Source organism: Kocuria atrinae C3-8 (assembly GCF_000286355.1).
GTDB classification, from domain to species: Bacteria; Actinomycetota; Actinomycetes; order Actinomycetales; family Micrococcaceae; genus Kocuria; species Kocuria atrinae_A.
On record NZ_AJXN01000034.1, the window covers coordinates 1 to 21,869 of the forward strand.

The following is a 21,869-nucleotide window of genomic DNA, read 5'->3' on the forward strand; positions in this document are numbered from 1 at the left end:
CCCGGTGGTTCCGCCGCCTCCACCCGCACCGGTTCAGCCGCCTCCGCCGGCACCGACGACCAAGGCGCCCGAGCCCACCAAGAAGCCTGAGCCGACCAAGAAGCCCACCCCGGCTCCCACCAAGGAACCGACCAAGGCTCCCAAACCCCCGACGCAGGCCCCCAAGCCCCCGTCGACCAAGGCTCCGGCAACCCAGCGCCGCCGCCCAAGCCGCCAGAGACGAAAGCGCCGCCCAAGCCGCCGGCGCCTAAGCCGAGTCCCAAGTCCAGTAACTAATGGACAGAGGCCCGATTCGCTCACCAGCGAATCGGGCCTCTTTCTGTTCAGTCTTGGTACGACGACGACGCCACGCGAACTGAGGCGCTCATCGAACCACCGCGGCCTCTGACCCGGCAGTCCGAACACCTGATGGCTACCAGAGCAGCGCAGGAATCAGTCGTTCCGCGTCCGTGAGTGAGCCGTGCTGACCCACCATGTTCAGGGGCTTGCTGCCCTGCCGTGACACGTCGTAGATGGCGACCGGTTCCTTGCCGAGCACCCACACCTGGCCGGCGCGCTCCAGGACCGCGGGATTCGGATCACTACCGAAGTAACCACCTGTCGCAAGGTCCTCTCGGGTGGCCACCCACACGTCGTCGCCAAAGTGGTCCTGCCAACGCGCCGCAATGTCTGCGGGGTCCGTATCCGTGTCCGCGTGGAGCTGCACAGCCCGCGGTTCGCCCGCGGTGTGCCGCACCCCGTCCAACAGCCCGGGCACCGCACTCGCGTCATACCGGTGTTCGGGGGCCACATCCACCATGCCGTGATCGGCGGTGAGGATGACGTGCGTGTTGGCGGGGAGCTTCTGCACGAGTCGTTTGATCGCCGAATCCAGTTCTTCGAGGGCCTGGAGCCACGTGTCGGAGCGCCAGCCCTTGGAATGGCCGATCTTGTCCAACTCGTCCCAGTAGAAGTAGACCAGGGCGCGCTTGCCCTCGCGCAATTCCTCGAGAGCGGCAGCGGTGCGTGCGAATACGCCGTCGGCGCCTTTGAAGCGGCCCCCGCGCAGGGAGGCTCGCGTCAGCTCCGAGTTCTCGAAGCGGGGCTTGCTCACCGTGACGGTGTCCACCGACTCTTCGGCCCGGTTGAACACGGTGCGGTGGGGCTGCCAGTCTTCGGGATGGATCTGCGGGCTCCACTGCCCGAGCATGTTGACCACGCGGTCCTGTGCTGGGTCCACCACGTCGTAGCCGAGCATGCCGTGCTGCCCCGGAGTGAGCCCCGTGCCCAGACTCGACAGGGACACGGACGTGGTGGTGGGAAAGGCGGCGTCCAGCTCACCGAGTGACTGCGCCTTGCGCAGCGTGGGGGCGTACCCGGAGTACTCGTTGAGCAATTGGGAGCCCAGCCCGTCGACCAGCACCACCACGTAGCGCTGCGCCTTGGGAAGCCCCAGCGTGTTGGTCAGCCCCGGCACGCCCAGTGCTGCGGCGGCAGAGGACATCACGTCCGCCACGCTGCGCCGACCGTAGCGAGGGGGCGCAGGGAAATCCGACGGCAGCGTCATGGGGACTTGCGCCCCGAATCACGCCCCGTGAACCGGTGTCCGAAACGGGGCCGCTGCACAGGAGCTTCCGAAGGCCTCCGATCCGTGAGCGGGCGCTGATGCGGTGACTGGGCGATCTGCGCGCCCGAGTCCGTCACCGGTGCCAGATTGGCGCGGCGCAGCGTGCGAGCGAACTCGCGGGCACCCTCCACGGCATCCTTGCCGTCCGCCTCGGAACTGATCCGCATGACCACGTCCTCGCTGGCCGCGGTGCCGGTGTAACCGTGATCGGCCTGGCACTCGGGATCCTCACACATGGCGGGGTACAGCTCGAGCTGCTGGGTGCCGGTCCAACTCACGGCCAGGGTCAGTTCCATGATGGGCGTGTCCGGGCGGTAGTTCTGCGGCTGGTGGTACGCGTAGCTCAGCGTCACGGAACGAATCTGGGAGATGCCCACCGTTTCCGTGGACACGCGTGCGACCACGTCACGCCCGGTGTCGTCGAACTGCTGGTCGTCCACGTGGGTGATGTGCAGGACATCCTCTGCGAGCACCAGAACGGTGATGTGCCGGTGGAGTTCAGTGTTGTTGAAGTGGGTCTCCAATTGCACCAAGTGTGAGACGGGCTGTCGGCCGTCCAGAGAATCCCGAACCACGTCCTCGACGAGCTGCGGATAGAACCCGGCCGTGCTGATGTCCTGAATCAAGCGCGACCCATCGGGAGCTGAATACGTCATGCGTTCATTGTCCTTTATTTGCCGCCTCTCTGCGCAATTGTTGTGGTCAGGGTGTGACCACGCACGACAGCGAGCCGTCCTCCTGTTCCGTACACACGGGCGTCACGTCCATGCTCGGTTCTTGCGGCGCCGACGGCGTTGCGGGCACCTCCGGCGTCTGGGTCACCTCGGGTTCGGTGCCTGTGACCTCGTCCAGCCAAGAACTCAGTGCCGGACCGGCGAGGAAGTAACCCGCGGTCAGCGCGATTCCGGCCAGCAACAGGGCCAGGAGCACCCAGGCATCCGTGAACGTTTGGGGCGTTCTTCCCGGGAGACAGGTATCGATCGTGGGGTGGGTGTGGGTTCTCACTCGGAACGTGCGGCACGGCGGCCGTGGGTGGGGCTTCCTGCTGGGGCAGTGCCTCGGTGGCCTCTCCGGTGGTCGCCAGGGTGCCGAAAGGGTTCAGCGGATCGTCCGAGATCCGCGGTACCTCTGCCGCCTGCGGGGCTTCCTCCCCCCTGCGTCGCACGGCGTGCCATTCGATGCGCGGTGTGGGAGCGTCCTCGGACAGCGGCAGCACCGCCGCATCCGGAACCACGGACAGCTCTCGTTCCGTGGTGGGTGAGAGCACGTCGAAAATTTCGAAGGGTTCGCCCTCGGCGGTCAGTGATTCTCTATCTGCTCGACTGGCAGAGCCCTCTCCCAGATCGCGGATGGCGATCTTGGCCGCCGCAATACGCTGTTTCGGCTCGGTGCTCAGCAGTCCGGCCACGTGGCCTCGCAATTGCGGTGAATCCGGGAAAAGACCCTCGACCGCCGAGGGCTCCAAGGGATTGCTGAGGTCCACGTGCGGGTCCACGAGCCGCACTGCGGTGACTCCGGCGGCGTACAAATCCGAGGAAATGGACGGTTCCATGGGCCCGTACGCCTCGTGCGGAAGGTAGCCCGGTGTGCCGACCACGGTTCCCGTGTGGGTCAGTCGGGCATCCTCCGCCCGCACGGCAATGCCGAAGTCCGCGAGTCGGGCCCACGGCCGCCCTGAACCGGTGGGTTCCATGAGCACGTTGCCCGGTTTCACATCCCGGTGGATCCAGCCGCGGGCGTGCACGAACTGCAGAGCCTGGAGCAGTTGGTAGATGATTTCCTCGGCCACGAAATCCGCCACGGCCCCGTTGTCCCCGAGCGCCGCCTCGAGGGTTCCCCCGCTGACCAGGGGCATGGCGATGGCCACGTACTCGTCCTCCGCGGCCCAACCATAGGGTGCGACGACATGGGGATGGTCCAGCTTCACGGACTGCTCCCGCACGAACCTCAGGAGATCCGCAGAATCCCGCTGACGCAACACCTTGGCCGCGCACTCCTGGTTCAGCTTGTGGTCCATGGCGCGCCACACCGCCCCGCTGCCACCCTTGGCAATGGGTTCCAGCAGTTCGAAACGCCCAGCTATTGTGTCCGACACGCGATAGGTGACCTAGCCCCGCATGGCCCGGCGAGCGCTGTCAGTACGCTGCCCCGGGTCACCCAGAGTGACGGTTGCGGACAGCACCGTAACCACGGAACCGGACAGCAGCACCGGGTTGAGGTCGATGGACGCCGTCTCCGGGAACTGGTCCTTGAGCAGCGCCACCTTGTTGATCAGGTCTTCCACCCCGGTCGTGTCCACGGCGGGAACGCCTGGTGGCCAAAGAGTTTCTTGGACGCCTTGGGCGCACGGACCATTCGGGAGATGTCCTGATCGGTCAACGGAGGGACTCGGTGCGCCCAGTCGTCGAGCAGATTAACCGCGTCCCCGGCCATGCCGAACGACAGCACGGGTCCGATCAACGGGTCCTCAATGGCTCGCACAATCACCGTCTGGCCGGTCGCGGCCATCGACTGCACCTCGAAGTCGGAGGTACCGAAGCTCGCGAGCGCCCGCTTCATGGTGGTGATGGCTGCTCGCAGCTGCGATTCGTCCTCGATGTTGAGCACCACGCCGCCCAGGTCCAGACGGTGCCGCAGGTGCGGATCGGTCGTCTTCAGTGCCACGGGGTAACCGAGCCGTGCGGCTGCGTCGACTCCCAGGTCCGGGTCCTCGAATCGCACGGATTCCAGGACCTTGATTCCGGCGTAGTCCAGCAGTTCGGTCGTCTCGTCCGTGCTCAGTTCGTAGAGCCCGTCGCCGGGTATCTGCGGCTTGAGTTTTTCGAGGAACTTCTCGATGGCGTCGTGGTTGAAGTCCTCGGGAATCTCCACGTGTCCGTGGTCCTGGTCGCGCAGGTGGAGTACGTAACCACGCTGGAGAGCGCGAGCAGCGCGGCACCTGGCGAATCGAAGCACGGGAGGGAGGCGCCGTCGTCGGTGGTGTGCACCGTGGCCGTCTTGGCGTCACTGCCGAACTGGCCCGTGAACACCCCGATGGCCGTGCACTCGGCGGTGCGCGCTTCGCGCGCGATCTGGTCGACGAGCGCGTGGTGATCAAGGCCCGGAACGGGCATGAGAACCACCACCAGGCTCGCGACGTCGTCGCGGGCAGCATTCTGTCGAACCGCGTCGATGATGGCCTGGTGTGCGTGCTGGGGACCCTGGCTCGTATCCACGTTGCCGTCCGAGACGATCGGTTCCATACCCAGGCGGATCGCGGAATCCTCCGCCAACTGGGACAGCGCCAGTGCGTTGGCCACGACCGCGACACGATTGTTCTCGGGTACCGGCTGGCTTTCGGCCACGGACGCGATGTCGAGCAGCTGCTCGGCGGTGGCGGCTCGGATGACACCGGCCTGGCGGAACATGGCGTCCAGCGCACCGGGAGGGGCCTGGGTGGTACGTCCCGTGTGTCCCGGGGGCAGTCGCAACCCGGTGACCTCGGACTTGGCCACGATGACGGGCTTGGAACGCGAGAGCCTGCGGGCAATGCGGGAGAACTTGCGCGGGTTGCCCACCGATTGCAGGTACAGGCCGCACACCGTGGTCGAGAGATCGTCCTCCCAGTACTGCATCATGTCGTTACCGGACACGTCCGCGCGGTTACCGGCGGACAGGTAACTGGACAGCCCCACCTTGTGGCGACGTGCGGCACCGTAGACCATGGTGCCGATGGATCCAGACTGGGTGAACAGGCCCAGCCCCCCGAGCTTGGGCATGCGGGGCAGAACCGATGCGTTGAGGCTGACTTCTTCCGAGGTGTTGATGAAACCCAGGCTGGCCGGGCCCACCACACGCATGCCCGAGGCACGGGCGATGCGCACCAGGCGGCGCTGTTGCGCGGCACCTTCTGCGCCGGCCTCGGCGTAGCCGCCGGTCATGATGACCACCGCCTTGGCGCCGGCTCGGCCGGATTCGGCAATCGTGGACTCCACGGCCTCACGCGGCACGGCAATGATCGCCAGGTCGATCTTCTCCGAGATCTCCTGGACCTTCTCTACGAACGTCAGGCCGTCCCGCTCGTACGGCGTGTTCCCCACTCCGTAGAGGGTGCCGGTGTAACCACCGTTCAGGATGCCCTCGACCGCGTGGTACCCGGCGTGATCAGCATCCGAAGACGCACCGATCACCGCGATGACCTTGGGTGACAGCAGTTCTTGGATCGAACGGGCCTCCGCGCGGTGTTCGCGGGACTCCATCACGGCCAGGGACTTCTCGGTGGGATCGATGTCGAAGTCGACCACCACCACGCCGTCCTCGAACTGGCGGGAGACGTCATAGCCGGCTTCCACGAACACGTGGAGCATCTTGCGGTTCTCCGGGAGTACCTCGGCCGTGAAGCGGTCGATCCCGTTCTCGCGAGCCGCCGCGGCCAGATGTTCCAGCAGGATGGAGCCGATGCCGCGCCCCTGGTGGTGGTCGGAGATCATGAAGGCGACTTCCGCCACGCGGTCAGAGGTGCGGTCGTAGCGACCCACACCGATCATCTTGCCGTCCAGCAACAGGATGAAGCAGACCCGGTCCACGTGGTCCACGGTGGTGAACCGCGCCAGTTCCTTCTCGGACAGCGACGGTTTGTAGGAGAAGAACCGGAGGTAGATGCTGTCCTCGGACTGTTTTCCGTGGAACTCCGTGAGCAGCTCCCGGTCATCCGGACTGATGGGGCGCAAATGCGCGGTCGCACCGTCGCGCATGATGACGTCTGCTTCCCAGTATTCGGGGTAGGACGGTGACTGCGAACCTTCATCGTGAGAACCCATAGACTTCAGGGTAGCCAACCGCGTGACCTCTCGACAGGTACACGCCGATTATTCGAGGAGTTGCCGCTAGATGGCCCGACGTCGTTCAACCACCCGCTCCGAGCAGGACGAGCTGCCCGAGGATTTCACCGAGCACATTGTTGACATTGATGTCACGCAGGAAATGGAAACCAGTTTCCTCGAGTACTCCTATTCGGTGATCTACTCCCGCGCCCTGCCCGATGCGCGGGACGGCCTCAAGCCGGTACAGCGGCGCATCCTGTTCATGATGGACCAGATGGGCCTGCGCCCGGACCGGGGTCACGTCAAGAGCGCCCGCGTGGTGGGCGAGGTCATGGGTAAGCTCCACCCCCACGGTGACTCGGCCATTTATGACGCCATGGTGCGCATGGCCCAGTCCTTTGCCATGCGCCTGCCGCTGGTGGATGGTCACGGTAACTTCGGTTCGCTCGACGACGGCCCCGCCGCACCGCGTTACACCGAGGCACGGATGGCCCCGGCCGCCCAAGCGCTCACAGGGGATCTCGATGAAGACGTCGTGGATTTCGTGCCCAACTACGACAACCAGTTCCAGCAGCCCGGTGTGCTCCCGGCCGCTTACCCCGCGCTGCTCGTCAACGGTGCCACGGGTATCGCGGTGGGTATGGCCACCAACATGGCACCGCACAATCTGCGCGAGGTGGTTGCCGGCGCGCGGCATCTGATCCTCAACCCGGAGGCCACGCTCGAAGACCTCATGAAGTTCGTGCCGGGCCCGGACCTGCCTCGGGCGGCCGCATTGTGGGCCTGGAAGGCATCCGTGACGCTTACCGCACCGGTCGCGGTTCCTTCAAGACCCGAGCCAAGGTCTCCATCGAACAGGTTTCGCCCCGCAAACAGGGCATCGTGGTCACCGAACTGCCCTACATGGTGGGCCCGGAAAAGGTCACCGAGAAGATCAAGGACGCCGTCCAGTCCAAGAAGCTGGCCGGCATCTCGGACGTGGTGGACCTGACCGACCGCACCAACGGCTTGCGCTTGGTCATCGAGCTCAAGAACGGTTTCAACCCCCAAGCCGTGCTGGCTCAGCTGTACAAGCACACGCCCATGGAGGATTCCTTCGGCATCAACAACGTGGCCCTCGTGGACGGGCAGCCCCGCACGCTGGGTCTGCTCGAGATGCTGCGGGTCTACACGGACCACCGGTTGAGCGTGGTGCGCCGCCGCACCGCGTTCCGGTTGGACAAGCGTCAGAACCGGTTGCATTTGGTCGAGGGTCTGTTGATCGCGATCGTCGACATCGACGAGGTCATCCAGATCATCCGTTCCTCCGAGCAGACTGCGGAGGCCCGTGACCGGTTGATGAAGGTCTTCGACTCTCCCGCGCCCAGGCCGAGCACATTCTGGAACTGCGCCTGCGTCAGCTCACCAAGTTCTCGCGCATCGAGCTCGAGGCGGAGCGGGACCAGCTGCTCCAGGAGATCGCCGAACTCGAGGCGATTCTCGCTCCGATCAGAAGCTCCGTCAGGTCGTGGCCGACGAGCTCGAGGAGGTCGCGAAGAAGCACGGCGACGATCGCCGCACCGTCCTGCTCGAAGCCGAAGATCTACCGGCCGTGACGTCGGCGGCGGACGCCGGCGGCAAACGCAAGCAGGCGGCGTCGTCGGTCACCCTCGAGATCAGCGACGACCCGTGCTGGGCGTTCGTCTCCACGACCGGTCGCCTGGCGCGCACCAACGCGCGCACACCACTGGCCGATGCCTCACGCCGCTTCAAGCACGACGCCCTCTCCAGCGTGCTCCCGACCACCGCGCGCGGCGAGATCGGCGCGGTCACGTCCACGGGCCGCATGCTGCGCGTGTCCTGTATCGACATTCCCGTGTTGCAGGATTTCGACGGCGTTCCACGCCTCGCGGACGGGGTGCCCGCCTCGGACTTCTTGGGCCTGGACAAGAACGAGCACCTGGTGGGTCTGGTGCCCCTCAATCAGGTCTTCGCGATCGGTACCGAGCAGGGCATCGTCAAACGCGTGAACCCGGACTACCCGCTCAATCTGGATCAGTGGCCGGCCATCAAACTCAAGGACGGCGACCGCGTGATTGGCGTGGCTGCGTGCCCCGATTCCGCCGAACTGGTGTTCGTCTCCTCGGACGCCAAGTTGCTGCACTTCGGGGCGGACCTCGTACGGCCCCAGGGACGCAACGCGGGCGGTGTGGCCGGTATGAAACTGGCCGCCGGTGAGCGCGCGATCTTCTTCGGCGCGGTCAAGGAGGACGACGCCACCGTGGTGGTCACCCAGGCCAAGTCCCAGGATCAACTACCGGACATGGGTGAGGCGTCCATCAAGGTGACTCCCCTGTCCGAGTACCCGGCCAAGGGTCGTTCGACCGCCGGTGTCCGCGTTCAGCGGCTTCTCACGGGCGAAACCGAGCTGAACCTCGCATGGGTGGGCCACGGGCCCGGCAAGGCCGTCTCAGCGGCCGGTGTGGCACGCAACCTACCCAATGAGTACGGCCGCCGCGATGGTTCCGGTGTCAGCGTGGATCGTGCGGTGCACGCCGTGGGACCTGCTCTCGGCGGTCTCCCGGTGCCCGGATTGGAGGCCGCTGAGGATTCCACCTCTGCGGCTGAGCCGTCCGCTGCAGAGCAGGACACCCTGCCACTGGACGACTGAGTCATTGCTCCATTGACGAACAACGCCCCGAACTTCCACGTGAAAGGTTCGGGGCGTTGTTCGTCGGGCAGGCGTCAAAACGACATGTGACGAAGCCCTGCCGCGGGCTCGGCAATGTCTCGCTGCTGCACCTTTTCCTGTGCTGCTCTGTCACGCCTGCCGGGTCAGGCGTCGATGCGATCCTGATCCAGTTGCGCTGCACCGGCCACGATGAAGTCCTTGCGCGGTGCCACCTGGGAGCCCATGAGCAGCGAGAACGCGTGCTCCGCGGCCTCAGCATCCGCCACCCGCACGCGACGCAATACGCGGTGACGGATGTCCATGGTGGTCTCGGCCAGCTGATCCGCGTCCATTTCGCCCAGACCCTTGTAGCGCTGGATCGGTTCCTTGTACCGGCGGTCCTGCTCTTCCAGGCTGCCCAGGAGTGTCTCGAGTTCGCGTTCCGAGTAGGTGTAGACCATTTCGTTGGCCTTGGAACCGGGGTTGACGATTTCCACGCGGTGCAGTGGCGGAACGGCCGCGTACACCCGGCCGGCTTCCACCAAGGGGCGCATGTAGCGGTAGAACAGCGTGAGCAGCAGGGTGCGGATGTGCGCGCCGTCCACGTCGGCATCGGTCATCATGATGACCTTGCCGTAGCGGGCGGCGTCCACGTCGAAGCTGCGTCCCGAACCGGCACCGATGACCTGGATCAGCGCGGCGCATTCGGTGTTGGCGAGCATGTCGGTGATCGACGCCTTCTGGACGTTGAGGATCTTGCCGCGGATCGGCAGCAGTGCCTGGTAGTTGGAGTTACGAGCCAGGCGTGCGGTACCCAGCGCGGAGTCACCCTCCACGATGAACAGTTCTGAGCGGCCGACGTCCGAGGAGCGGCACTCGACCAGCTTGGTGGGCATGGAGGAGGTTTCCAGGGCATTCTTGCGGCGCTGGGTCTCCTTGTGCACGCGTGCCGAGATGCGGGACTTCATTTCCGCGACGACCTTGTCGAGCACCTGACTGGTCTGTGCCTTGTCGTCGCGCTTCTTGGACGTGAACTGTTTGGTCAGCTGGGCCTCGACCACCTTGGAGACGATCTGCCGGACCGCTGGGGTACCGAGCACTTCCTTGGTCTGGCCCTCGAACTGCGGTTCGGCCAGGCGGACGGTCAGGACCGCGGTGAGACCCGCCAGAACGTCGTCCTTCTCGAGTTTGTCGTTGCCCACCTTGAGTTTGCGGGCGTTGGCCTCGACCTGCTTCCGAATGGTCTTCAGCAGGGCTGCCTCGAACCCGGACAGGTGCGTACCGCCCTTGGGCGTGGAGATGATGTTCACGAACGATCGCACGGTGGTGTCATAGCCGACTCCCCAGCGGAGGGCGACATCCACCTCGCACACGCGCTCCACGTCCTGGAGCTGGGCCCGCCCGGTGTCGTCGAGCACCGGAACGCGCTCGGTGAAGCTGCCCTGGCCCTGCAAACGCCAAACATCAGTGACCGGCGCATCGATCGCCAGGAATTCCGCGAACTCGGAAATGCCGCCGTCGTACTGGAACACCTCGGTGTGCGGACCGGTCTCCCCCGGAGTGCCCGCGAGCAGTCGTTCATCGCGGACCGTGATCTGCAGACCCGGGATCAGGAACGCTGTTTGGCGTGCCCTGCGCACCAGCTCTTCCGTGGAGAACTTGGCGTCCGGGGTGAAGATCTGTTCGTCCGCCCAGTAGCGGATCCGTGTGCCGGTGACCCCGCGCTTGGCTTTGCCCACGATCTGCAGCTCGGAGTTGTCCGTGAACGCCTCGAACGGCGCATGCGGGGAGGGCGCACCCTTGTCCGTGAAGATGCCCGGTTCACCGCGCTTGAAGGACATCTGGTAGGTCTTGCCGCCGCGGTCCACCTGCACGTCCAGGCGTGAGGACAGCGCGTTGACCACGGACGCACCCACGCCGTGCAGACCACCTGAGGCGGTGTAGGAGCCGCCGCCGAACTTACCGCCGGCGTGCAGTTTGGTGAACACCACCTCCACACCGGTCAGGCCGGTACGGGGCTCCTGATCGATCGGGATGCCGCGACCGTCGTCATGGACCTCGACACACCCGTCCTTGTGCAGGATCACGGTGATGTTCTGTCCGTAGCCGGCCAGCGCCTCGTCCACGGAGTTGTCGATGATTTCCCACATGCAGTGCATGAGCCCGCGGGAGTCCGTGGATCCGATGTACATACCCGGGCGCTTGCGCACCGCTTCGAGCCCTTCCAGGACGGAAAGGTGCCGGGCGTTGTATTCGGAACGAGTGGGTGTCACGGTGATAAATCTCCCGAGAGTCTGGCCGGAGGCGCGAGTGGACTCCCCCACTTTAGTCACGAGTGCCGACATTGTGCGCGGTGGGCGAAACCACTGTCCACGGGGAAGGAATCGGGTCTACCTTTGGTTCTATTGATACGTGCTGCAGTGTTCATTCTCGGAACCACCTGCACACCGCAATGACACCGGATGGTGAGATTGCAGACCCTGTATCCGTAAGGAGGATCCAATGAACGCGACACTCGAGACGCGTGAACTCAACGCGACCGACCGCTGTGACGCCTGCGGCGCCCAGGCATACGTCCGCGTGGTCCTCGAAAGCACCGGCGGTCAGCTGTTGTTCTGCGCGCACCACGCTCGCAAGAACGAGGACAAGCTGCGCCCGTTGGCTGCCACTTGGCAGGACGAAACGGAGCACCTGGGAGCCTCCTGAGGCATCTCACGGTAAGAGCAAAGACCGGGGCACGCACTGTACGGTGCGTGCCCCGGTCTTTTCGTTGTCCCCTACCGCCCCGTTGAACGAGCGGCATCAGGATCAGGGCTTGTGGCCCCACATGATCACGTTGGTTCCGAAGTACTTGGTGGACCATTCCACCCCGCGGAAACCCACGCGCTCCATGATTCCGGCAACTTCCGCCGGTGACATGAAGCCGAGTGTGGAGGTCTTGAGGTAGGTGTAGGCGTCTCGGTCCTTGGCGATGACCTGACCCAGTAGCGGCAGGACCACGCTCATGCCCGCGGACAGCGCCAGCTTGAGCGCTCCGCGCGGAGGTGAGGTTTCCAACACGACTACGCGACCACCGGGCTTGAGCACGCGGAACTGCTCGCGCAGCACTCGCTCTACGTCGCTGACGTTACGGAGCAGGTATCCGTGGGTCACGGCGTCGAAAGACTCGTTCTCGAAGCGCAACTGGTGCGCGTCCGCGAACTCCCACTCGATGCTTTCCGCCCCCGGCTTCTCCCGGGCCTCGGCCAGCATGTTCTCGGAGAAATCCACGCCGTAGATCTCGGCCTTGGGGTAACGACGCCGCGCGGCCAGCGCGATCTCGCCCGTGCCGGTCGCAATGTCCAACAGTGTCCCGTTCATGGCCAGATCCGCACGCTGGGCAACTTCTCGGCACCACTGCGCGTGACGGCCCATGGTCATGAGCGAGTTGATCCTGTCGTAGCTGCGCGTCACCCGGTTGAACATGCTCTGGACACGACTGTCCTGAGACGTCATGGAGTAATCCTCACTCACCGTGGCGACTCGGATCAGTCCAGGTAGTCCCGCAGCACCTGCGAGCGCGACGGGTGACGGAGCTTGGACATGGTCTTGGACTCTATCTGGCGAATGCGCTCACGAGTGACCCCGTAGACCTTGCCGATCTCGTCCAGCGTCTTGGGCTGACCATCGGTCAGGCCGAAACGCATGGCCACCACACCGGCTTCCCGTTCGGACAGGGTGTCCAGCACGGAGTGCAGCTGCTCCTGGAGCAGGGTGAAGGACACGGCGTCCGCGGGAACCACGGCCTCGGAGTCCTCGATGAGGTCACCGAATTCGGAGTCACCGTCTTCACCGAGCGGCGTGTGCAGCGAAATGGGCTCGCGGCCGTACTTCTGAACTTCCACGACCTTTTCGGGGGTCATGTCGAGTTCGTTGGCGAGCTCCTCCGGGGTGGGTTCGCGACCCAGGTCCTGAAGCATCTGACGCTGTACGCGGGCCAGCTTGTTGATGACCTCGACCATGTGCACCGGGATACGGATGGTGCGGGCCTGGTCTGCCATGCGCGGGTGATGGCCTGGCGGATCCACCACGTGGCGTACGTGGAGAACTTGAAGCCCTTGGTGTAGTCGAACTTCTCGACCGCGCGGATCAGACCCAGGTTGCCTTCCTGGATCAGATCCAGGAACAACATGCCGCGGCCGGTGTAACGCTTGGCCAACGAGACCACCAGACGCAGATTCGCTTCGAGCAGGTGGTTCTTGGCGCGGCGTCCGTCGTGGATCACCCAGCGGTAGGCACGGCGGGTCTCGGCGTCCATGGAGTCCTGCTCGTCCGCGAACTTGTGTTCGGCGAACAGGCCGGCCTCGATGCGCAGGGCAAGATCAACCTCTTGCTCCGCGTTCAGCAGCGCGACCTTACCGATCTGCTTGAGGTAGTCCTTGACGGGGTCAGCGGTAGCACCGGCGGCGATGACCTGCTGCGCCGGGGCGTCGTCCTCGTCGTTGCTGGTGAGCACGAACCCGCGAGCGGTCTTGTCCTCGCGGCCCTTCATGCGCGGAGCAGCTTCCTCCGGCGTGGCCTGAGCCGACTCTTCGTCGTCCGAGTCGCGCTCGTCCTCGATGGCCTCGTCGTGGTTGGTCAGCAACTCATCATCCGCGTCCGCGGTATCTGCGGAATCGGAAGCCTTCTTGCGGCCACGACCGGTACCGGTTCCCGCGGCGGTCTTCGGCTTGCGTGCGGCGCCCGCGGTCTTGGTGGCCGTCTTGCGGGTGCGCGTGGTCTTGGCGGGAGTCGCCTCCGTGTCTTCGACCTCTGCAGCGTCATCACTTTCGGCCTGGGCTGCCTTCGCGGCAGCGGCCTTGGTTGCGGATGCTTTGGATGCCGCAGCTTGGTGGCAGCACTCTTGGCCGCGGTCGACTTGGCGCCGTGGTCTTGGAAGCGGTGGTCTTCTTGGCCGCGGGCGTCTTCTTCGCCGCCGTGGTCTTTTTAGCGGCGGTTTTCTTGGCCGCCGTGGTCTTCTTTGCCGCACCGCTGGTACTCGCCCGGCCGGTGCTGGCCTGAGTGGTCTTCTGTGCGGAGTCCTGTGACTCCTCAGAGACCGTGGACTCGTTCGCGGTCTTGCTTGCAGCAGGTGACACTGAGAACCTTTCGTTGAACCGGTCGCGAGGTGCATTGCCACCATGTGTGGTCAACACGCCTATGACCCTGTCAAGCCCGGATTGCTGGCATTCCTGCCTCCTGAGACTTGAAGGGTCCTAGTTGAGCCAACATACATGCCCCGGGTTTTGTTCCCGGTTCATCACAAATATTTTTCATGAGCGTGGCGGGGGTCATTGCGCTTTGCCCACCAACGGTCTCCAGGCCACGCAGTACGGGGGTCTGTGCTCCACCACGGGATGTCCTGAATGTCCAGACGACGCCGCACGGTTCGGGCTCCCTCCCGACCTTCCGCAATCGCGTTGCTGCGGTCCAGAAGCCCCATGGCGGTAAAGGCCCGGCCCCTGAAGACTTCCAATTGAGCGCGGGCGGATACGACATCAGCGTGGACCATCGAGCGCCGGCGTTCCCTGCCGCCCATGCCATCGGCAGAATCCAATCCGTGGGTCAGCAGCAAATCCAAACCCTCCAGGATTCGGTAGGCAGCTTCCACCGTGGCCCAATCAGGAATGGACTCCCACTGGCCCAGCACCGCATGGGCACAACACAACCCCTCAGCGATGTCCTCGGGTGTCGCGCAATATTCGATCGCAGGTGCCGGTAGGGCCAGAACTTCCCTCAGGGACGCTTGCAGTCCCTTGTGTGCCCGCGCCGCCCGGTTCTGATCCCCGATCAACCACGAATAGAAGATGGCGTCCCGGGTGATGTTGTGCGTCAACGCCATGACCAACCGGGCGAGGTGCTGATCCGTGAGACTCAACAACGCAGTGGGCCAGTCTGATCCTCCGGAGTTCATCGTGGCAATGGCATCATGCCAGCGCCGCAGATCTCGTTCGTAGCAGGCCGGTGCCTGGAAGTGATAGCCCCACTTCTCGTCCACCCACTCGTGATGGGTGCCTCGTAGGCGGATCCGTGGTCCTCGGGTACTTCGTCCTCGGTGTGCCACACGCCCGGTCCTTCGGTTAAGTGGTCCAGGGCGTCGAGAAATCCTGAAGAACGGTGCATGAACGTGTCCGGCACCAGTCCCGGCTGCTCCGGAGTCTGTTCGTTGAAACAACTGCCCAGCGCCACCATGTGCGCGTTCAGCTGGCTGTCCTTGATCCCGCTCACCGGCTGGGGCTCCTCGAAATGCTGCAGGTTCCACCACTGCTCCGGTCCCACCACAAAACCACCGGTGGCACGCATGCCTGAGTCCTCCACGGCCAGCCCGAGCCACGCCGCGCGGAAGAAATCCTCTTCGGGTTGGGACAGCACGGCCGTATCCGAATAGACGACCACCGTCGCTTGGTTCACGTGTCCGGTGGTTGCGGTGACCTCGGTCAGTTGCTGGGCGTACTCCGCCAAATCTTCCGTGCCGCTGGGAGTGGGAAGTTTCAGACAAAGCGCTCCCCCGCTGGAGACCGGGATGAAGAGGACGGCGCAATTGCGTGGCTCGTATCCCAGCTGATGCGGGATCAGCGCCAGGAGGTCTTCGTCGCAGCGGATCTTGACGGGTTCTTGGGGATCGTTGAGGAGTGTCATGCCTCCACGATCCGCGCGGCCCGCACGCGACGTCTCGCGGCGGCGTCGAACTGTGAAGTCCTCGATCAAGAAGCGGTGGATGAAACGGGCTGTGGAGTTTGAATGCCGCGCAAACGCGGCCTGCCCGAGCACGGTGATCACATCACGGTCAGATGGAGTGCGGGCCGTGCGCCTTGCGCACCTTCTTGGTGCAGATGAGGACCGCAATGATGCCGATGGCGGCCACGAGAGCCTGTGCGGCAATTGCGGGACGAAACGCCTCGGCGTCGTAAAGGGTGGGTGACACGCCCGCGGCGAACTGGAGGTCCAGCACCAGACCGGTGACGTAAATGGCCGCGAGCGAGGCGACGAACCCGCCCACGTTGGCCAACCCGGTCGCGGTGCCGCCCAGCCGGGGCGGGTTGAAGCTCCGCACGATGTCGAAAGCGAGCATGGACGCCGGGTAGGACAGGGCCAACATGCCCACCGCGATGAACACGACCGGAGTGGGAGCCTCGCCGGGCCACAGCAGCATGAGCGCCCAGCCGCAGTAGATCACCCCGCAGAAACACAGGGCGAGCGCTGACCGGTGCTTGGCGAAGACTGCGCTGAGCTTGCCCACGCCCAGGCTCACCATCACGTTGACTACAACGAACGTGGTCATAACCGCAGAGGCCTGCGTCGCATCCATCCCCTGCGCGTTCTGCAGGTAGGGATAGGCCCACATCAGGGCGAAGGTATTGCCCACGAACTGCACCGCGAAGTGGACCCAGAATCCCAACTGGGTCCCGGGTTCACGCAGGGACTCCTTGACGGTCGCACCCACCGTGGAGAACGAGATCGATTTGTTGAGCACGTTCACCCCGGGCGGTGCGCTACGCAGTAACGCTGCAGACAGCACACCCGAGAGCAGACCGAGTGAGGCAAGCGCGATGAACGCGGGAACCAACCGGTCGCGTGCAGCAGGGCCGCAAAGGGAATCACGGAGAACAGCTGCCCCAGGTTGCCGGTCATGCCCACCACCTGGGACAGCATGGGAACCCGCAGGCACTGAACCACGCGGGCAGCAAGCGCATGACGCACACGAACGTGGCAGCGTCGCCGGCGCCCACGAAAATACGACCGATCACACCCGCCGTAACGGACTCGGCCGCCGCGAGCTGCAACTGCCCCACCACCATGCACGCGGCACCGACGCTGATCAGCACGCGCGGTCCGAAGCGGTCCACCAGGACCCCCACCGGAACCTGCAGGGCGGCGTAGACCAGCACCTGCATCATGGAGAACATCGACAGGCCCGCCGCAACGGTCTGGAAGCGGTCCGTTGCCTCCACCGACGCGACTCCGAAGCTCGTGCGTTGGGCTACCGCGGAGAAGTACGCGAAAACGCCCACCGCGAAAACAAGCCACGCCACTCGCGAGTCCTTCCCCTGATCACGGGGTGAAGACATCGGAGTGCGTGGCATGCTCGGGGTCCTTGGGTCGCAGTGGAGATCGCGGCCCGGTTACTGCGGATACCGCGGGATCAGTCGTCCTGCTCGTCCTGAGAAGCGAGGAAGGCCTCGGCGGCCGCACCGAGTTCGTCGGCGTCGGGCAGATCGTCGTGGTCAGGACCAGCCAGAATGGATCGATGCGCTGACGCATCGACCACGTCATCGTAACGCCGTTCCATGTTCTCGATGACGGCCTGAACCTCCGGGGAACCGTTGGCTTGTTCATTGATCTGCTGAATCACGCCGCGGGATGCTTCACGGAGCTCGTCCGTGGGCAGGGTCCGGCCGGTCACAGCGCTCAAGTACTCGAGAGCGGCCACGGCGGCCTGCGGCAGGTAGGACTCCGCTAGGTACTGCGGCACGTGGACCGACAAGCCCACGTGATCGATGCCCACGTCCTGCAGTCGCAGTTCCAACAGGTGCGACACGGACGCGCTGATCTCGAACGTCGGCTTGTTGCCGTCCGTCCTGGGCAGCAGGTCCGCACGCGGACCGTGCGCGGTCACAAGCATGGGCCGGGTGTGCGGAACAGGCATGGGAATGCCGCTCACCAGCGCCACCAAGCTCACGTCCAGGCGCTGGGCCAATCCGACCACTGCCTGAGTGAAACGTTCCCACTGCGTATCCGGTTCGGGACCGGTGAGCAGCAAGAAATGACGACCCAGGCCGTCGGTGACCACGCGCAAGGTCAATTCGGGAGCGTCCCACTCCTCAAAGTGGTCCTCCACGAACTTCACGTGCGGGCGGCGGGAGCGGTAATCGTACAACTGGTCCAGGTCGAACTGGGCCAGGGTCTCACTGGGCATGGAGTCCATGACCACAGCTTCGATCTGACCGGCCAAGTGACCGGCCTCCACGTATCCGGACAGTGCCACGATCATGGGCAATCCGCGCAGGCGCGAATCCCCGAGTAACGCGGGGTCACTCAGGTACAGCGCCGTAGGATCCAGCACATCTACCTCCTGCAAGAAAAATCTGGAGCGAAACCTTTTGAGGATTCGCCGCCTTTGACATTACTGAGTTCAACGCCGGAGTGACCCGCCGGTATTCCCGCAGCGTACTGCGTAACTGCCGGTCCGGATAGGATCGGTGACGGTTCCCACGTTGCGATCCCCCTGGCGTGGGTGAGTGTCAGTGTTTCCGATCGAAAGGACACCATCGTGACCACCGTGCAGGACATTGTTGATATCAGTGATCTGAGCCTGGCCGTCAGTGCCAAATCCCCGGCCTCCATCTCGGCCGACGCACTCATCGTGGGCGTTGAATCCTCCGGTAAGACCGTGAACCTGGGTCCGGCCGCCAACGCCAAGCTGAGCCGCTCCCTGTCCCAGCTGGCCGAACTCGCGGGCGCTTCCGGCTCCGCGGATTCCGTCACCGTGGTTCCCGCTCCTTCAAACGTCTCCGCACGTCTGGTCGCCTTCACGGGCCTGGGTAAGACCACGGCGGACGACGCCGCCGCTCACGCCGAGTCCCTGCGCCAGGCCGCCGGCGCCGCCGTTCGCCAGTTGGCGGGCAAGGCCAGCAGCGTGGTTGCTGCTCTGCCGACCACCTCCGTGGCCGAGGTTCAGGCCGTGGCAGAAGGCTTGGGCATGGGCGCCTTCAGCTACACCGCCCAGAAGTCACAGACCCTGGACAAGCAGTCCACCCCCGTGTCTTCCGCGACCGTGTGCGTGGCCAAAGATCTCGCCAAGCGCTCCCAGGCAGCAGTGGAGCGTGCCGCGCACGTGGTCAAGGCCGTGCGCACCGCCCGCAACCTGGTCGATCTGTCCCCGGACACCGCTAACCCGGAATTCGTCGCGGATTACGCGACCGCCGCCGCTAAGGGCAGCAAGGTCAAGGTCACCGTCCTGGCCGAGAAGGAACTGGCCCGAGGGAACTATGGCGGCCTGCTCGGCGTCGGCCAGGGATCCGTGAACGGCCCGCGTCTCGTGAAGCTCGAGTGGGCACCCGCCAAGGCCAAGCGCCACGTCTCGTTCGTGGGCAAGGGCATTACCTTCGATTCCGGTGGACTGTCCCTGAAGCCCCCGGCCTCCATGATGACCATGAAGTCGGACATGGCCGGCGCGGCTGCGGTGCTTGCCACAGTCATGGCGGCAGCCGAGCTGAAGCTTCCCGTAGCGGTGACCGGTTGGCTCTGCCTGGCCGAGAACCTGCCGTCGGCCACGGCCACGCGCCCCGGCGACGTGCTCACGATGCACTCGGGCCACACCGTGGAGGTCCTCAACACGGATGCCGAGGGACGTTTGGTGCTGGCCGACGGCCTCTGGGCTGCCGGGCAGGAGGATCCAGACCTGCTCGTGGACATCGCAACGCTCACCGGCGCTCAGATGGTGGCCCTCGGTACCCGCACTGCCGCGGTGATGGGTGACGAGCCCGCTCGCGACATGGTGTCCGAGGCCGCTTCTGCTGTTGGCGAAGCACCTGGACCATGCCGCTGCCCGAACACCTGCGCCCCTCGTTGAACTCCAACGTGGCCGACATCAAGAACATGGGTGACAAGTACGGCGGCATGTTGGTCGCCGGATTGTTCCTGCGCGAGTTCGTCCCGGAAATCAAGGGAAACCGCGTGCCCTGGGCCCACGTGGACATTGCAGGCCCCTCGTTCAACGAAGGTTCCCCCTGGGGTTACACCCCCAAGGAGGGCACGGGATTCGGTGTTCGCACGCTGTTGAACGTGGCCGAGAACTACGCGTCCTAGTAGCTACACCCGCCCCATCGGTCGCGCCACGCGCCGGGGCCTCACGAGGTAGCAATACCTGGTGAGTCCCTGGGCGTGGCGATAAGGTGGGGACAAAACATCCAAGGGTCTGGGCGCACCGCAGATCGGTACGGCCAGACCGCATAGCAACGTCAATACACTCGAACCCCGAGGGAGCCAACGTGGCCGACAACCAATACGACATTCTCGTCCTGGGCGGTGGATCCGCCGGATACGCAGCAGCACTGCGCGCAGTTCAGCTGGGTTACTCCGTGGCACTGTTCGAAAAGGAGAAGCTGGGCGGCACGTGCCTGCACTGGGGTTGCATCCCCACCAAGGCGTACCTGCATTCCGCCGAGTTGGCAGAGGGTGCTCGGGAGTCGGAGAAGTACGGCATCAAGGCCACCTTGGAATCCATCGACATGGGTGCCGTCCGCGATTACAAGAACAAGATCGTGCAGGGCAAGTTCAAGGGCCTGACCGGTCTCATGAAGATGCGCAAGGTTGACGTCATTGCCGGTGAGGGCAAGTTGACCGGACCCAACACCGTTGAAGCCAATGGCACCACCTACACCGGTGAGCACATCATCCTGGCCACCGGTTCCTACGCCAAGACCCTGGGCATCGAAATCGGTGGTCGCGTGATGACCTCCACCGAGGCTCTTGAGATCGACTTCGTACCCAAGTCCGCAATCGTGTTGGGCGGCGGCGTGATCGGTTGCGAGTTCGCTTCCATGTGGCGCTCCTTCGGCGTGGACGTCACCGTGATCGAGGGCCTGCCCCACCTGGTCGCCAACGAAGATCCGGCGATCATCAAGATCGCCGAGCGCGAGTTCAAGAAACGCGGCATCAAGTACAACCTGGGCACCTTCTTCGAGAAGGTCGAGCAGAACGACGACGGCGCCAAGGTCACCCTGGCGGACGGCAAGGAGTTCGAGGCCGACATCGTTCTCGTGGCGGTCGGTCGCGGCCCCAACACCGAGAACATGGGCTTCGGGGAGCAGGGCATCCCCATGGATCGCGGCTTCGTGACCCCCAACGAGCGCCTGCACACCGGCGTCGGCAACATCTACGCCATCGGCGACATCGTCCCGGGCGTTCAGCTGGCACACCGCGGTTACCAGCAGGGCCGCTTCGTGGCCGAGGAGATCGCCGGTCTCAACCCGGTGATCGTCGAGGACATCAACATTCCCAAGGTCACCTTCACCGAACCCGAGATCGCGTCCGTGGGCTACTCCCAGCCCAAGGCCGAAGAGAAGTTCGGCAAGGACAACGTGGAGACCTTCGAATACAACCTTGCCGGTAACGGCAAGAGCTCCATCCTGGGCACGGGCGGCATCATCAAGCTCGTGCGCGAGAAGGACGGTCCCATTGTCGGATTCCACGCAATCGGTACCCGCATCAGTGAGCAGATCGGTGAAGGTCAGCTCATGGTGAACTGGGAGGCGTACCCGGAGGACGTTGCCGCGTTCATCCACGCCCACCCCACCCAAAACGAGGCCATCGGTGAAGCTGCCATGGCATTGGCCGGAGCTCCGCTGCACGGTTGATGCCGAGTCGATGCCCGCCACCCGGCGGCATCGACGGTTAGCCCACCACCGGGGCGGTCACCCGTCCCGACAATTTGAGAGCATTTCTACGTTGAGAGAGGGACGGACGAGACAATGTCTGAAACCGTTAACCTGCCCGCACTGGGCGAATCAGTCACCGAGGGCACCGTTACTCGTTGGCTCAAGGAAGTTGGCGACGAGGTAGCCGTTGACGAGCCCCTGCTGGAAGTCTCCACCGACAAGGTCGACACCGAGGTTCCCTCCCCCGTGGCCGGCGTCATCGAAAAGATCCTGGTGGACGAGGACGAGGACGTCGAGGTGGGCGCACCGCTGGTCGTCATCGGCGACGGCTCCGGTTCCGGCGACTCGGACGATTCCGGATCCGACGAGTCCTCTGATGATTCCGATGACTCTGAGCAGGCTGAGGAGCCCGC

At 64.6% G+C, this 21,869-nt stretch carries 16 protein-coding genes and 4 pseudogenes; 7 read left to right on the plus strand and 13 right to left on the minus strand.

All coding sequences use genetic code 11. The features are described from left to right. Window positions 1-412: 412 nt before the first annotated feature. The 4 genes and pseudogenes from YO9_RS0104840 to YO9_RS16880 all read right to left on the minus strand — a co-directional run bounded on the left by YO9_RS0104840 (window position 413) and on the right by YO9_RS16880 (window position 6,405). The gene (locus YO9_RS0104840) at window positions 413-1,546 is read right to left on the minus strand and encodes an alkaline phosphatase family protein (RefSeq protein WP_031272697.1); all 1,134 of its coding nucleotides are present in this window, start codon (window positions 1,544-1,546) and stop codon (window positions 413-415) included. Next, complete coding sequence (locus YO9_RS0104845; RefSeq protein ID WP_016996484.1) at window positions 1,543-2,262, minus strand: DUF5998 family protein; 720 nt, start codon at window positions 2,260-2,262, stop codon at window positions 1,543-1,545. The genes YO9_RS0104840 and YO9_RS0104845 overlap by 4 nt, the downstream gene beginning before the upstream one ends. 14 nt (window positions 2,263-2,276) lie before the next feature. Next, complete coding sequence (locus YO9_RS16875) at window positions 2,277-3,701, minus strand: serine/threonine protein kinase (RefSeq protein WP_223286116.1); 1,425 nt, start codon at window positions 3,699-3,701, stop codon at window positions 2,277-2,279. 12 nt (window positions 3,702-3,713) lie between these two features. Next, window positions 3,714-6,405: pseudogene (locus tag YO9_RS16880) on the minus strand (bifunctional acetate--CoA ligase family protein/GNAT family N-acetyltransferase). A 268-nt stretch (window positions 6,406-6,673) separates the two neighbouring features. Between YO9_RS16880 and YO9_RS21380 the strand changes: the two are divergent. Next, window positions 6,674-7,701 (plus strand): annotated as a pseudogene (locus YO9_RS21380) (DNA gyrase subunit A); the annotation flags it as partial. Window positions 7,702-7,915: 214 nt separating this feature from the next. Continuing rightward, complete coding sequence (locus tag YO9_RS21385) at window positions 7,916-9,058, plus strand: DNA gyrase C-terminal beta-propeller domain-containing protein (RefSeq protein ID WP_396350725.1); 1,143 nt, start codon at window positions 7,916-7,918, stop codon at window positions 9,056-9,058. 164 nt (window positions 9,059-9,222) lie between these two features. On the opposite strand, the gene YO9_RS0104875 is transcribed toward YO9_RS21385, so the two are convergent. Then, the gene (locus YO9_RS0104875) at window positions 9,223-11,331 is read right to left on the minus strand and encodes a DNA gyrase/topoisomerase IV subunit B (RefSeq protein ID WP_016996487.1); all 2,109 of its coding nucleotides are present in this window, start codon (window positions 11,329-11,331) and stop codon (window positions 9,223-9,225) included. 229 nt (window positions 11,332-11,560) lie between these two features. Here YO9_RS0104875 and YO9_RS0104880 point away from each other — a divergent pair, with 229 nt between their 5' ends. After that, a complete protein-coding gene (locus YO9_RS0104880; protein ID WP_016996488.1) occupies window positions 11,561-11,764 on the plus strand; it encodes a DUF7455 domain-containing protein in 204 nt (67 codons plus the stop codon). A 102-nt stretch (window positions 11,765-11,866) separates the two neighbouring features. Here YO9_RS0104880 and YO9_RS0104885 read toward each other — a convergent pair whose 3' ends face one another. Continuing rightward, window positions 11,867-12,553, minus strand: a complete 687-nt coding sequence (locus YO9_RS0104885; RefSeq protein ID WP_016996489.1) for a ubiquinone/menaquinone biosynthesis methyltransferase — start codon at window positions 12,551-12,553, stop codon at window positions 11,867-11,869. A 32-nt stretch (window positions 12,554-12,585) separates the two neighbouring features. Continuing rightward, a pseudogene (locus YO9_RS0104890) lies at window positions 12,586-13,631 on the minus strand (RNA polymerase sigma factor); the annotation flags it as partial. Window positions 13,632-13,915: 284 nt separating this feature from the next. Between YO9_RS0104890 and YO9_RS16885 the strand changes: the two are divergent. Continuing rightward, window positions 13,916-14,098, plus strand: a complete 183-nt coding sequence (locus YO9_RS16885; protein WP_016996490.1) for a hypothetical protein — start codon at window positions 13,916-13,918, stop codon at window positions 14,096-14,098. A 238-nt stretch (window positions 14,099-14,336) separates the two neighbouring features. Here YO9_RS16885 and YO9_RS0104895 read toward each other — a convergent pair whose 3' ends face one another. The 6 genes from YO9_RS0104895 to YO9_RS0104910 form a co-directional block, all read right to left on the minus strand. Then, the gene (locus tag YO9_RS0104895; RefSeq protein WP_016996491.1) at window positions 14,337-14,990 is read right to left on the minus strand and encodes a hypothetical protein; all 654 of its coding nucleotides are present in this window, start codon (window positions 14,988-14,990) and stop codon (window positions 14,337-14,339) included. Continuing rightward, window positions 14,987-15,715: a DUF4192 family protein gene (locus YO9_RS0104900; RefSeq protein ID WP_223286117.1), complete on the minus strand. Its 729-nt coding sequence runs from the start codon at window positions 15,713-15,715 to the stop codon at window positions 14,987-14,989. Before YO9_RS0104900 ends, YO9_RS0104895 begins: the two co-directional genes overlap by 4 nt. 148 nt (window positions 15,716-15,863) lie before the next feature. Beyond that, on the minus strand, window positions 15,864-16,595 hold the full coding sequence (locus tag YO9_RS19725; RefSeq protein ID WP_262925589.1) for an MFS transporter: 732 nt from the start codon (window positions 16,593-16,595) through the stop codon (window positions 15,864-15,866). Continuing rightward, window positions 16,553-16,708 carry a hypothetical protein gene (locus YO9_RS19730; protein ID WP_262925590.1) on the minus strand — a complete coding sequence of 52 codons (156 nt, stop codon included), beginning with the start codon at window positions 16,706-16,708 and terminating at the stop codon, window positions 16,553-16,555. Before YO9_RS19730 ends, YO9_RS19725 begins: the two co-directional genes overlap by 43 nt. Further along, complete coding sequence (locus YO9_RS19735; RefSeq protein WP_262925588.1) at window positions 16,705-17,109, minus strand: MFS transporter; 405 nt, start codon at window positions 17,107-17,109, stop codon at window positions 16,705-16,707. Before YO9_RS19735 ends, YO9_RS19730 begins: the two co-directional genes overlap by 4 nt. A 110-nt stretch (window positions 17,110-17,219) precedes the next feature. Continuing rightward, on the minus strand, window positions 17,220-18,140 hold the full coding sequence (locus YO9_RS0104910; RefSeq protein WP_016996493.1) for a proteasome assembly chaperone family protein: 921 nt from the start codon (window positions 18,138-18,140) through the stop codon (window positions 17,220-17,222). 207 nt (window positions 18,141-18,347) lie between these two features. Between YO9_RS0104910 and YO9_RS0104915 the strand changes: the two are divergent. The 3 genes and pseudogenes from YO9_RS0104915 to YO9_RS0104925 all read left to right on the plus strand — a co-directional run. Further along, window positions 18,348-19,885 (plus strand): annotated as a pseudogene (locus YO9_RS0104915) (leucyl aminopeptidase). Between the two features lie 182 nt (window positions 19,886-20,067). After that, window positions 20,068-21,435 (plus strand): dihydrolipoyl dehydrogenase, encoded by a 1,368-nt coding sequence (lpdA, locus tag YO9_RS0104920; protein WP_016996495.1) that lies wholly within the window; start codon window positions 20,068-20,070, stop codon window positions 21,433-21,435. 114 nt (window positions 21,436-21,549) lie between these two features. Beyond that, the coding region (locus YO9_RS0104925) for a biotin/lipoyl-containing protein (protein ID WP_031272705.1) at window positions 21,550-21,869 on the plus strand (320 nt) is incomplete at its 3' end.